Genomic DNA, 13,798 nt, shown 5'->3' with positions numbered 1-13,798 from the left:
TTCAACTTATCATCTAGACTTAACACATAAAATAATCAAATAGAAATGTTAATATTAGTATTTATAGAAGCGGATAATGGAGCTATCAAGAAGTCTTCATTGGAAGCAGTCGCTTATGGTTCAAAATTAGGGGAAGTTACAGCAGTAGCTATGGGAAGTATTGATACTTCGGAATTGGCTAGTGTTGGTAAATACGGTGCCTCAAAAGTTTTACATTGTTCTGATGAGCGATTAAATGATGGTGTGATTTCAGCAACAGCAAAATTAATTGCTGAAGCAGCTGACCAAGCAGGTTCAGAAACTGTAATAATGTCACGTTCTTCTTTGGTTGATGCTGTTGCAGCAAGAGTAGCAATCAAAATGGGAGCGAGTGTTGTCGCAAACGTTCAAGAATTACCTGATACATCCAATGGATTTACTGTAAAAAGAGGTGTTTTCACTGGTAAAGCTTTTGCCTATGTTGAAGTACCTGAAGGAAAGAAAGTACTTACAGTAACTAAAAATGTCGTTCCTTTAGAAGAGTCGGGATCTGATGCGTCAGTAGAAGAAATTTCTGTAGCATTTGATGAGGCTGATTTTGGGGTGAAAAGAGTTGGTGTTCACAAGCAAGAAGGAGATATCTTACTACCTGAAGCAGATTTAGTTGTTTCAGCAGGTAGAGGTATGAAAGGTCCTGAAAATTGGCAAATGATTGAAGACCTAGCTTCTACATTAGGTGCAGCTACAGCATGTTCTAAGCCAGTTTCAGATATGGATTGGCGTCCACATCATGAACATGTAGGACAAACAGGTATTAAAGTAGCTCCTCAATTGTATATTGCTGTTGGTATTTCTGGTGCAATCCAACATTTGGCAGGGGTAAACTCATCTAAAGTAATTGTCGCCATCAATAAAGATCCTGAAGCACCTTTCTTTAAGGCTGCAGATTATGGTGTAGTAGGAGATGCTTTTGAAGTAGTTCCTAAATTAATTGAAGCTATAAAGAGTAGTCAAAATTAAACCTTAGTTTAATTCTTAATAAATGAGACTCAATATCAACGATGATATTGAGTCTTTTTTTGCTTTAAAATGGGTAAAGAATCAGGCGTTTTTCTGCTAACTAAGCATCAAAACGAATTATTTTTAAGATTTATTTGTTAATGTTTTGGAGAGGTATTGATATTTATTAATACTTGCCTATATTTGTAATACTTCGAAGGATATATTGTCTTTTATGAAGATTTTTTTGACTTAGTCGGATATTTTTTCCTCATTCTGGCAAAACTACTGATGAAAATCGTATAAAGGACCTTACCATTCTAAATGGTAAGGTTCAGTTTTTATAAGCCAATTTCTTTTTTTCTTTTAATCAACTTTGTGGTATTCAGTGCTTTATTTTGAAGAGTTTTCAATTGGAATTTCTTACTGATATCGAATACACATAATTGTATAGCCTTTTGATAATGTTCAAAAGCTGTATGTAGATCACCAATTTTTCTATAATAATCTCCTTTGATTTCAAGGTTTGTAGCATTGACTTGTAGATCTAAACTGTGATCTATGAGCTCTAGTACTTCTTCTATACTTTGCTCATTATCTAGGTAATACTTTGCTGTTTCAGCATAAAATAGCCAATCTGATTCCTTGGTTAATTTGTCACCTTTTCTTGTTTTGTCCTGCTTTTTATTTTTTGATCTTTTGGGTAATAGAGTATCAGTGTCAACAGGAATGAACGAAAGTAGCGTAAATGAGAATAAAAAAAACGATAGTGCAATGACTCGGTATTTCATTTTTATAGATTTATGAGAGTTAGATAAACAACAATCTATTCTATTCAAAAATGATAAAATAAAAGGTAATCAACTGTTTATGAGTTAATTACCTTTTATTTAAGTGATATGTAAATGTTCGTTAATGAACGTAATGTACATCAATATTGTAACATGTTCATTCTGAGACTATTTCGATGTGAATGCATCCAATGTAGGACTATCCCTAATATCCACTGGCACAACTGTAGTTACACCTTGCTCAATCATAGTTACACCATAGATCACATCTGTACTTGCCATAGTTCTCTTGTTGTGTGTTACGATGATAAATTGAGAGTTAGAAGAGAACTTATTGATAATTCTATTGAATTTATCCACATTGGCGTCATCTAATGGCGCATCAACCTCATCAAAAATACAGAAAGGAGCAGGTTTAATAAGGTAAATGGCAAAAAGTAAAGCAGTTGCTGTGAGTGTTTTTTCACCACCTGACAACTGATTAATCGTCAATGGACGTTTACCTTTTGGTTGTGCCAAGATTTCAATTTTAGCATTCAATGGATCACTATCATCAGCTAATCGAAGATCACAGTTGTCTTCGTCAGTAAATAATGATCTAAATACCTCCATAAAGTTCTCACGAATCTGTACAAAGGCTTTCATGAACTTATCTTGAGCTACATTATCAATGTCTTCAATTGTTTGAAGTAATTGCTCCTTCGCTTTATTTAAATCTTCTCTTTGACTGAGTATAAATGAGTTTCTTTCTTTAATTTCATTAAATGCATCAATAGCAGTATGATTGATTGCTCCTAATGAATTTAGCTTACGCTTTGATTCTTCTGATACTCTTTCAAGTTCCAAAAGATCCATATCAGCATAAGGATTCTCTTCTTCCTCTTTTTTGATTTCATTTCCTTCTTCATCCAATACTGGCGTTTCAGGTTTAAAGAGAAGCATTTGTTCGATATCCACTTCAAATTCTACAGCGATCTTTTCTTTTACTGATGTCAATGATAATCTCAATGCATTGATTCTCTCATTTGCTTTCAGTAATTCTTGATCAATCTCTTCTTTATGAACTTGCTTAAGTTTGATATCAACTTCAGTATCAGAAATCAAATCTTTGGCATCTTGATAAGCTTGTTCAGCTTCAAGAACACCTTTTTCTATATTTTGCTTTTCAATTTCAAGTTGTTGTAATTGTTGATCACCTTCTTCATCCATAGAATCAGATCTCATCAAATCATTCTCAACTTTCTCTATTTCTTCTATATTTTGATCAATACGATTTTGAGCTTTTACCAGCTCTTCATCTTTGAAATCAATTTCTTTTTGTAAGCTATTGAATTGGTTTTCTTGTTGAAGGAAAGTGATATGAAGTTGGTTGTATTTACTCGATAACTCTGTCTTTTTCTCTTTTTCAATCGTAAGGTTTTCTTGCATTTCCTCCAATTGCTCTACCATATATTCTAAGGCATAGCTTTCATCTTCCAATTGAGGTTTACCTTCACTGATGGCTACTTCAGCATCACCAATACGTTCTAGAATTTCTTCTCTTTTGTTTGCACTAGCTTCCAAGAACTTCGCAAATTCTTCTTTTTGCGTTTTAATTTTGATCAATTCTTGTGTAACAACTTGTAGCGTATGTTGAGCAGTTTCTAGTTCATGCTGGAAATTAATTTGAATTAATTCTTTATGAAGCGCCTGCTTTTCCACCTTTTGAATATGGATATCTTCTGCTTCTTTTTCTAACGTTTTAATTTCTTCCGTCAGGTTTTCTAAATGTCTAATACGACCTAAAGATTTACCTTCAAAAGAACCAATAGAGCCTCCAGTTATCGCAGATTTACGACGAATTGCTTTACCATTTTTGGTTACCAAAATAACACTATCATTTTTAGGTAAGTTATTTTGATTGCGTTGAACGATATAAACACCGTCTAATAGATAAGTAATTAGAGAACCATATTTATCATCAAAATCAACTACATCAATAGCAGGAATTGCATCTTCAATCGCTTTACGTGGAGAAGGAGAGTAGCCTTGAAATTTATCAAGAAGTAAGAAATTGGCTTTACCCTTTTTCATTTCTTCTAATAAATTAACGGCACGCCAAGCTTCATCTTCATTTTCTAAAACAAAGTAATTCAAATAAGGAGCAAGGTAGCCTTCAATTGCTACTCGGTAATCTTCATCACAGTGTAATGTATCCGAAAGCATTGGAGCCTCTTTTGCCCAATCAGTCTCTTGCTTTAAAAACTTAATCGCCTCAGGGTAACCTTCTAGATTATCAACCAAAGATTTAGTCAAGGCATGTTCGTTTCTTTTAGCATCAAGAGAACGATAGATTTCTGAAGATCGGTCTTTAATTGTTTCTAATTCCTCTCTACATGTTTGAATTTTTTGCTGATGAAGATCATTTTTTTCTTTCACCTCTTCAAACTGCATATTGGCACTCAATCGCTCACCTTCTAAAGAAGCAAATTGAGTATCAAATTCTTCTAAACTTGAAGATTTTTCTGATGACTCCACATGAGCACGTTCCAATTCTTGTTTTAAAGCAGAAAGTTGAACTTCATTGATTTCTACTTTTTGTTTTAATTGGAAAATGATTGATTGTTTATTCTTTACTTGTTGCTCAAACTCTTTAGTTTGTACTTCAAGTTCATCAGATTTTGTCGTTTGTGTATCTCTCTCTCTTTGTGTTGCCGTTAATTCTGCTTCCGTTTCATTGACCATTCTTTCGATGGAACCTAACTGAACTTGTAAACCTTCTATACCTTGTTGAGCAAGAGCTACGGCTTCACGGTCGAGAGTAGATTGTGTTTCTAACGTTTGTCTTTTTTCCTCAAGAAAACGTTTTCTTTCTCCTTTAATTCTCTTTTCACTTTCAATTTGACGCATCTTTAGGATGTGTTCATTCAAAGTTTTTTGGCGAGAAGCAAAGAGTGTTTCTTTATCAATAGATTCTTTCTTTTCTTTTGCAATAGAAGCTTCTAATTCCTCAATCGTTTTGATTGTAGTATTACGGTCTTCATTTTTTGCCGTCATTGTGTCTGCCAATTCATTCAATTCCTTGGCTTGAGAATCTACCTTTTTAAGGGCAAGTTGAATACTCGACTCTTTATAAGTCTTTTTCAACTTGATATATCTTTGAGCTTGCTTGGCTTGTCGTTCTAGTGAACGCATGTTTTTCTCTACTTCGAAAAGTAAATCATCAACCCTTTCCAAGTCAGCGTCAGTATCTTTTAATTTTTTGAGGGTTTCTTTCTTGCTTTTTTTGAACTTAGAAATACCAGCTGCTTCTTCAAAAAGTGTACGTCTAGCATTTTGAGTATCGTTTAGGATTTCATCAATCATTTTTAATTCGATGATTGCATAACTATCCGAACCAATACCAGTATCTAAGAAAAGTCCATGAATATCTTTTAGACGACATGGAACACCATTTAGAGAGTACTCACCTTCACCAGAACGGTAAAAACGACGCCCAATAGTAACTTCAGTATATTCTGTGGGAAGAAGATTTTTGTTATTAATAAACGTGAGATAAACCTCCGCCATCTGCAATGGTCTTCTACTTTTAGTACCATTAAAGATGATGTTGTCCATTTTTTCAGAACGCAGTGCTTTTGTACTTTGTTCGCCAAGTACCCAGCGTATCGCATCTACAACATTGGATTTTCCACTACCGTTTGGACCAACGACAGCTGTAATTCCTTTGTCAAAGTTTAGCGTTACTTTTTCTCCAAAGCTTTTAAAGCCTTTTATTTCTAGTTTACTTAATAACATCTAGTCCCCAATAAAAAAATCTTCTAAGAAGTTTGCAAGATAGTAATAATTCAATTTTGCCTAAGATAATTATTAATTTTTAGAGTTCTTTAATGAAAAAGTGAAAAGCAAAAAAAAGAGATACAATTTTAAAAATTGTACCTCTCGAGACTTAGATATTTGTTGTGGAATTTAGCTTATTTTGAAAGATCGAATTTCAATCCTAATTGCACTCTTGCGTTGTAGTATTCAGATTGCATAGTATATTGTGAACTTCCTTGATAATATCTCAAAGGAGTATTTAATAAGTTATTTGCTTCTACATATAATCTTAGTTTTTCATTAAATACATAAGAAGCATTAGCATCTAAGAATAATTGTTGATCATAATATCTATCCTTAAAAGCTTCATCACCTAATTCATCCAAGTAAGCTGCAGTGTAATTTAATGATATTCTAAAGCTTACTTTTTTCGAATCAAAAGATAATGACCCGTTGATTGTGTGAGGTGCCGTTCCAGGTAAAGCTAACTCTTCATTTTCTCGTTCTTCGATTCCTAAATCTTGTATTTGAGATTTTGTGTAAGTATAATTTGTGTAAATCCCTAAACCTTTTAAAACACCTGGAAGGAAATCTAATTGACGTTGGAAAGCGAATTCTACACCAGTCAAAGTTGCTTTAGCTCCATTTCTTGGTTGAGAGTAGCGATCGTAAATATTTCCACTTACCGGATCTACATAGTTCCTAGCTTGATAGTTGTAAATAAAATCATTAAGTGATTTATGAAAGATACCTGCTGAAATAATACCCACAGATTGGAAGTAATGCTCACCCATTAGATCTAAATTCATAGAAGTAGTAGGGTTCAAGTCTGGATTTCCTTCTGATAATTCATTGTCTTCTCTGCTTATTTGTCTGTAAGGAACTAAATCAAAGTAACGAGGTCTAGCCAAAGTATTTGTCCAAGCAGCTCTAATGATTGTATTTTCATCAATGTTATATCTAGCTTGAATTGATGGAAGAATATTAGTATAACTATGAGTATCTTCAATAGTTGAAGTGGCATTTGGATCAAAATCTCCTTCTTCATCAAATTCTACTTGATACCCTTTATAATCTACTTGTGTATGTTCTAATCGAGCTCCAGCTATGAAAAACCATTTTGTTCCTAAACTTTGCTTTATCATTGCATATCCAGCAGTAATTTGTTCTTTTGCTGTGTAATTACCTCCTAAATATTCCTCTGGTAAATCACTTTCTTCAAAAAGAGAGGTATTGTTTAATGCATATTTGCCTAAAGCAGTTGGATTTGTAAAACTTCCAGATTTATATTGATTACCTGCTAAAAAAGGATCTCTTGTTTGGTCTTTTAGTGGTTGATCAGTCATCACTCCGAAGTTATTTTCATTATCATTGATTGGAGCGAATTCTGAGTAGCTATTTTCCCTCATTTTTTCCTTTCCTCTATATCTAGCACCAATTTTAATGATACTTTTGTTTTTTGTATTGTTTAAAGGAATTTCCAAATTGATTTTTGCATTTTGATCAATTTCTTCTGTGTATTGGAATTCTTCAGTTATCTCCTTTAAATCAAAACTTCCATATTGTTCTCCGGCACCGTTGTCAGCTATAAAAGGTTTTTCAGGGTTAGAAAGGTCTTGTGTTAAGACAACATCTTTTTGTCTCCAACTTATATATCTCTCATTAGGTCTCTCTTCAGATGCTTTTGCAAGAGTACCTGACCAATCTAATTTGAAACGGTTTGATATTAAATGTTCACCACCTAGAGTTACATTATAAGTTCTTTGATCTTCTAAACGAGTATTTTGAACATTGTTGTTGTCAATTCCTCCTTTTGTTTGTCTTCTAATTTCAGCAGAATAAGTACCATCACCATTTGATTCAATATCTTTATAACGAAGTCTATATCTATTTTCTTTATCATCTCTATGATTATAAATACCGCTAATATAAATTTTAGAATTAGTACCTAGTTGATAATCTAATGTTGTTGAAAGACTTCTTCTAATACGATCTACATCATAAGTTCTGATTTGATAATCAGTCATTTCAGGATTATCTTCATTATCCCATTCTGCTTCAATATTGTGAGAACCTAATTTATGATCAAAATATGATCCACTAACAATTACGCCTAATTTGTCATTAAAGAATCGATTACCAATTACGACAGCTCCATTCAGCATTGGTTTTTCAGATAAAAAATTATAACCTGTGCCTAATGTTCCTGATATTCTAAGGTTATTCGGAGCGGATCTTAAAACTAAGTTAGCTGAACCTCCAATAGCATCAGCATCCATATCAGGAGTCAATGTTTTAGAAACTTCTATTGATTGTACCATATCAGCAGGGATAAGGTCTAACTGAACAGCTCTTGTTTCCCCCTCCGCAGAAGGGACTCTTTCACCATTTATTGTTATAGAACTCAAATCAGGAGAAGTTCCTCTAATCAAGCCAAATCTTGCCTCTCCTTGATCATACTGCATAGTGATTCCGGGTACACGTTTTAGAGCATCTCCAACATTAGAATCTGGAAATTTACCTACTTGATCTGCACTGATAACATTTACAATGTTATTTGCATTTTTTTGTTGGCCTAAAGCTTTTGCTTGACCTTGTAAGTTCGTTCCAAGGATAACAACTTCATCACCTAAGATGATACTGCCTTTCATTTTGATAACTTGTAAATTAGCTTGCTCATTTTCTTTCAAATCTAGTTTAGTAGAATAAGTTTCAAAACCTAGATATGAAATTTCGATTTCTTGTTGACCAGATGGAATATTTACTAATATGAAATTACCAGATGCATTTGTTAATGTTCCTAAATGTTCATGATCGATTACACGTACAGTAGCACCTATAAGAGGCAAGTCGTTTTCATCTACTATTACTCCTGAAAGTGAAGCATTTTGAGCATAGATGTGAGAAGAGTAATTAACTAAAAGAGTTAAAATGAATAGTTTAATAAGATGTTTCATTGTGCTTTAATTGAAAAATTGTTGATGTTACAAAAGAACAGCACAAATATTATTTGGGTATTTTCTTAGTATGAAGAATAGATGATAAATGGATCTTGAAAAAGGATGGAATGTTAATTGTGGATTTCTTATTTTAATTACTCTTAAACGCTAGATTAATATAAAAAGTCACACCTATGAGGTATGACTTTTCTGCGGATAATCTTTTTAATTAATAAAAAGTATCACAAAGATCTTTTGATACAACGTATTCTTGATACGTTCACCCAATTTTCTTTTTGATTTTTGTAGATTAATCTATAGTTTGCATAAACACAGTGAATTAACGTTACGAAAACTATCAATTGTATCAACATGAAGCAGTCAATGGCTAAAGTAAAAACAGAAGACTCTTCAATGAAGCCACAAAAAAAGACAAGTTACTTAGACAAACTAATGCTTGCCCAATTAGAAGTAACTAAACAGAAAATGTTATCAAAGTCTTACAATCTAAATGATTAATAATCTTCATTGATGAAAAAGGCTGTCCCTTATAGTTAAGAGACAGCCTTTATTTGTAGTAACTAAGATTTAATTAAAGTAGATTTTGTCACCTACTTTAACTTCATCATCATTTGATACATCATTAATTTTCATCAATGCTTTTAGATCAATGCCATATTTAATAGCGATATAATCTAATGTTTCATCTTGTTGCATAATATGATAAGAAACAGGAATGGAAGAAGGTAAAGGAGAGATATAATAATGTCGATCCTTGATTAATGTATCTTTGCCTTTGATATAATTATACTTCTTTAATTTACCTTTCGATATTGTCTCTTTTCCTAAAGCTGAAACTAATTCCTTTTGCGTCATTTCTTTCTTTATGATCACAGCATCAACACCATTAATTCTTGCAAATTCATATTTTTGATCCTCTTTCTCAGTTGCTTTGAATACTACAAAAGGATAATCATCTTTGATACTATCAGCATAGAATTGGAACATTGCTCTTGGTGCTCTTGTTTTTCTAGTTTTAGCATAAGGAGACAACTTCGCTACCATTTGATTAATTTCATTAGGCTTGGCTTCAATCATTACTGAATAAACTTTATCCTCCGGAATGTAGCTTCCTGATAACCAAATATTATTATTAGATAAAATAGTTAATGGTTGCCCTGTAAATTTAGAAACTTGAGATAAAGAATATCCATTAGTTGGTAATTCTATCAATACAGTATGATTTTTATCTTTTCCAACTTGATCCTTAAAGGCAAAATAGTGCGCTAAATAGTGAATTACATAAGGGTGTGTTTTATCAGTGATCGTAACATTAGAATAGTAATTTAAACGATTTTGTTTAATATACTTTTTAGCTCCTCCAAGTCCATCATGATAAGAAATCATAGCATAAAACCAGTTTCCTAAGTAATAATGATTTTTTGAAAGGTAATCTGCTGCACCAATGCTTGCCGCTACAACATTTTTTCGTTCATCAATATTTCTATTGATAACCATCCCTCTTTCTTTTGCTGTAAAATCTTTGAATTGCCAAAAACCAACAGCTGGAGGTTTAGCATTTGAAATGGCATTGCCATCCAACAGAGACTCTTGAAGTGCTAAAAATTTAAATTCTTCAGGAACACCTCTAGTTTGTAATTCTCTAGCGATATATGGGAAATAAGTGTTACACCTCTCTAAAAGGATATCGTAATGTTTTTGTGATCTTGTTAAGCTGTTGTATTTCACCATGATCTTACTCATACCACCTTTTGTGATTACCACATTAGATCCCATTAATTCAAATGAGCTAGGTAAAGTAACGGTAGTTTCTGCAAATGTTGTATGAGCAAAGAAGATACTCAGAAGAATACTTAATAGATATTTGCCAGGTTTCATATTAGAGTTAATTCAATAATTAGATAATAAAGATATTGCTTATTATAAATATTATCAAACAATGATTAAGGAATAGGTACTTATTAGAACGTAAATAGTTCAATAGCTTCATACCCATTAACATAAAAAAAGGCCATTCTATAGCTAGAATGACCTTCTTTCTTTGAAAATTACAATTATTTTACTTCTTGTGATACTCTTGGCTTATTATCATAGCCAAATAAATCATTAAGAGATAGTTCTTGTACTTCACCATATTTTGCAAGTGTTTCCATATCTAATTTAGAACGGTCACCAACAACACAAACATTGTAATTCTTTCCTTTGATAAAGTCAGCGTGGAATTTCATTACATCATCCATAGTCATTGTTTTGATCGCAGTGTAAACATCTTTACGAACATCATGATCGTTACCTTTTTTCAAAGCAGTTTCATAGTTAAATAAAACACGGCTTTTTGTGATACGCTCACTTTCCAATTTACTTAAGATAGCTTTTTTAGCAGCTTCGAATGATTGATCATTTTTAGGAGGATTCTCTAATAGATTTTTCATTCCTGCCATTGCTTCTGTTAACTTATCAGATTGTGTACCGATATATGCTAAAGTATAATCGTTTTTATCTTTTTCTGAAGCAACACCATATCTACTAAATACAGAGTACGCTAAACCTTGTGCTTCACGCATTTCTTGGAATACAATAGCGTTCATACTACCACCAAAGTACTCGTTGAATAAAGTCGCTGCAGCAATACGTTTAGGGTCGTATTTTTGACCTTTTGCTAAGAAAATAACCTCAGCTTGAACCATATCGTAATGAGACCAATATACTTTAGGTTGCTCTACATCTTTGATATAGAATTCTCTTGCAGTTGGAACCGGCTGTAATGTTTCAGGTACTTTGTGCTCAGCATTTAAAGTTGCTACAACATCATTTAATGACTCAGGACCATAGTATAATACTCTATGCTCCATTTTTGTCAACTTATGAATTCTAGAGATTAAATCTTCAGGCTTAATTAGATCTAATTCTTGGTTTGATAAATCATTTGTTACAGGGTTATTGTTACCATATAAACCATAATTCATTAAACCAGTGAATAAGATAGCACCTTTATTTTTCTTTGTATCATCTCTACCTTTCTTCTTGTTAGCAATCATGTTTTGAAGAACAGATTCGTCGGCTTTCGCATTGTTCAATAAGTCTTCAAATAGCTTCATTGCAGGAACCATATTTTCTGTAAGTCCATTTAATGAAACATATACTTGATCAGAAGAAGTATTTACACTAAATCCAGCACCTAACTTGTAAAATTCTTGTTTGATTTGTGCTGAAGTCATTTTATCAGTACCAAGATATTCTAAGTATTGGATAGCAGTACTTAATGTAGGGTCTGTGTCTTTACCTACATTGATGATATAGTATAACTCGAATAAATCATTTTCAACATTATTCTTGTAACGAACAGTAATATCACTATTCATTTTAGACTCTTGAATGTCTTTTGCATAGTCTAAGAATAATGGATTTAAAGCTTCAACTTCTTGTCCTTCAATGTTCTTGAAGAATTCAGATTTCTTACCTCTGTTTAATTCAACTTTAGTAATAGAAGGTTTATCAACTTTTTGCTTATTAGGATCTTCGCCAGAACGTTTGTAAACAACTACATAGTTATCATTGTAATTTTCATTAGCGAAAGCTACAATTTCCTCTTTTGTAATCGTCTGCATTTCCTCGATATCATCGATGTAATTTTCCCAAGGAATATTTCTTGTGAAGGCTTGAACAAAGGCATCAGCACGAGCATTGTTGCTTTCTAACTTTCTGATTTCTGATTTTTTGAAGTCATTGACAATTGCATCAATTAACCAATCTTCGAAATCACCTGATTTCAATTTATCAATCTCACCAATTAGTAAAGCTTGCGCTTCCTCTAATGTTTGTCCTTGTCTTGGAATAGCATATAAAGTATGTACTGTATAATCATTGAATGGATAGACAAAGCTACTTGCATTCAATACTTTTTGCTGTTGATTTAAATCAAGGTCAATTAATCCTGCACTACTATTAGCAAGGATCATATCACAAAGTTGCTCTTTTAATAGGTCTCTAGAGTTTGTTTTCAAACCAGGCATTCTGTATCCCATGAATACCATTCCTGTTTGAGGGCCAAAAACTTCCTTCTTGATAGGAGCAGTGATAGGCTTTTCTTCAGCATATTTAAATTCTGGAATATCTCCTGGCTCCCAAGAACCGAAGTATTTATTGATTAGTTCGATTGTTTTGTCCGGATCTAAATCTCCACTCAAACAAATCGCAACATTGTTAGGCCTGTAATATTTATTGAAATACTTTTTGATCTCCGTAATCGAAGGATTCTTTAAGTGATCAATAGTACCAATTACTGTTTGTGTTCCATAAGGGTGATTAGGGAACAATGAAGTAAACATTGCTTCAAAAACTTTACGTTGATCATTGTCCAACGCTCTGTTTTTTTCCTCATAAACAGCTTCTAATTCTGTATGGAAAAGACGAGGAATAATTTCTTTGAAACGATCAGATTCGATTTCTAACCAACGATTAAGTTCGTTTGCTGGAATATCATTTACATAAACAGTACGATCTTCAGTAGTGTAGGCATTTGTACCTTTAGCACCAATCATACCGATCATACGATCATATTCATTGGCAATTGAGAATTTAGAGGCATCATTTGATACTTGATCAATTTTTGCATAATAGTCAGTTCTCTCTTGAGGGTCAGTCAATGTTCTGTAATGCTCGAACATATTCTCAATACTGTCTAAATAAACAGATTCCTGAGCCCAATCTAAAGTACCAAATTGAGAAGTACCTTTAAACATGATATGCTCTAAGTAGTGAGCTAAACCAGTTGATGTTGCAGGGTCATTTTTACCACCAGCTTTTACTGCAATGTACGTTTGGATTCTTGGAGCATCTTTGTATTCTGATAAATACACCTTTAATCCGTTGTCCAATGTGTAAATCCTAGTGTTTAAAGGATCATTTTTAACTGTTTTGTACGGAAATGCAGAATCACCCGTACTCATTTCAGAGGCATTACAACCTCCAAATAAAAGAGCACCCCCTAGGAGTACTGATTTAATGACATTTGTGTAAGTCATGTTTGGTTAATTTGTGAATATAATTGATTGAGAAGTTGTGTTTTACGTCTGTAACTTTTTTGACACTATATGTTATTTAAGAGGTAAAACTCTAGTTCTGATCGTAAATTACTGAAAATTCTTTAATAGTTAATATTACATAACTCAAAAACTTATTTATTTCATATTTTAATAAAATATTCAACATGTTTTTTCAATATTCTAATACTTAAATAGCTTAAGGATTTCAATAAGAAATTATTATATA

At 32.7% G+C, this 13,798-nt stretch carries 7 protein-coding genes; 2 read left to right on the top strand and 5 right to left on the bottom strand.

What is annotated here, in order from left to right:
- Nucleotides 1-45: 45 nt before the first annotated feature.
- Nucleotides 46-999: an electron transfer flavoprotein subunit alpha/FixB family protein gene (locus tag ACXAHM_RS16735; protein ID WP_474962017.1), complete on the top strand. Its 954-nt coding sequence runs from the start codon at nucleotides 46-48 to the stop codon at nucleotides 997-999.
- A 320-nt stretch (nucleotides 1,000-1,319) separates the two neighbouring features.
- On the opposite strand, the gene ACXAHM_RS16730 is transcribed toward ACXAHM_RS16735, so the two are convergent.
- The 3 genes from ACXAHM_RS16730 to ACXAHM_RS16720 form a co-directional block, all read right to left on the bottom strand.
- Nucleotides 1,320-1,769, bottom strand: coding sequence for a hypothetical protein (locus ACXAHM_RS16730; RefSeq protein ID WP_474962014.1), 450 nt, complete (start codon nucleotides 1,767-1,769; stop codon nucleotides 1,320-1,322).
- A 168-nt stretch (nucleotides 1,770-1,937) separates the two neighbouring features.
- Nucleotides 1,938-5,546: a chromosome segregation protein SMC gene (gene smc, locus ACXAHM_RS16725; protein WP_474962012.1), complete on the bottom strand. Its 3,609-nt coding sequence runs from the start codon at nucleotides 5,544-5,546 to the stop codon at nucleotides 1,938-1,940.
- Nucleotides 5,547-5,722: 176 nt separating this feature from the next.
- A complete protein-coding gene (locus tag ACXAHM_RS16720) occupies nucleotides 5,723-8,524 on the bottom strand; it encodes a TonB-dependent receptor (RefSeq protein ID WP_474962009.1) in 2,802 nt (933 codons plus the stop codon).
- Between the two features lie 366 nt (nucleotides 8,525-8,890).
- Between ACXAHM_RS16720 and ACXAHM_RS16715 the strand changes: the two genes are divergently transcribed.
- Entirely contained in the window at nucleotides 8,891-9,025 is a 135-nt protein-coding gene (locus ACXAHM_RS16715; RefSeq protein ID WP_474962007.1) for a hypothetical protein, read from the top strand.
- A gap of 69 nt (nucleotides 9,026-9,094) precedes the next feature.
- On the opposite strand, the gene ACXAHM_RS16710 is transcribed toward ACXAHM_RS16715, so the two are convergent.
- Together ACXAHM_RS16710 and ACXAHM_RS16705 are read right to left on the bottom strand one after the other, a co-directional pair.
- Nucleotides 9,095-10,405, bottom strand: a complete 1,311-nt coding sequence (locus ACXAHM_RS16710) for a lytic transglycosylase domain-containing protein (protein ID WP_474962003.1) — start codon at nucleotides 10,403-10,405, stop codon at nucleotides 9,095-9,097.
- Between the two features lie 176 nt (nucleotides 10,406-10,581).
- Entirely contained in the window at nucleotides 10,582-13,551 is a 2,970-nt protein-coding gene (locus ACXAHM_RS16705) for a M16 family metallopeptidase (protein ID WP_474962001.1), read from the bottom strand.
- Between the last annotated feature and the right edge of the window lie 247 nt (nucleotides 13,552-13,798).

This window comes from Flammeovirga sp. AWQ4_249, assembly GCF_056161045.1.
This window is presented reverse-complemented; position numbering and strand designations above follow the sequence as displayed.

Excerpts from the sequence above, each read along its gene's own strand:
- ACXAHM_RS16735 (WP_474962017.1), top strand. The coding sequence starts at position 46 with ATGTTAATATTAGTATTTATAGAAGCGGATAATGGAGCTATCAAGAAG.
- ACXAHM_RS16730 (WP_474962014.1), bottom strand. The coding sequence starts at position 1,769 with ATGAAATACCGAGTCATTGCACTATCGTTTTTTTTATTCTCATTTACG.
- smc (WP_474962012.1), bottom strand. The coding sequence starts at position 5,546 with ATGTTATTAAGTAAACTAGAAATAAAAGGCTTTAAAAGCTTTGGAGAA.
- ACXAHM_RS16720 (WP_474962009.1), bottom strand. The coding sequence starts at position 8,524 with ATGAAACATCTTATTAAACTATTCATTTTAACTCTTTTAGTTAATTAC.
- ACXAHM_RS16715 (WP_474962007.1), top strand. The coding sequence starts at position 8,891 with ATGGCTAAAGTAAAAACAGAAGACTCTTCAATGAAGCCACAAAAAAAG.
- ACXAHM_RS16710 (WP_474962003.1), bottom strand. The coding sequence starts at position 10,405 with ATGAAACCTGGCAAATATCTATTAAGTATTCTTCTGAGTATCTTCTTT.
- ACXAHM_RS16705 (WP_474962001.1), bottom strand. The coding sequence starts at position 13,551 with ATGACTTACACAAATGTCATTAAATCAGTACTCCTAGGGGGTGCTCTT.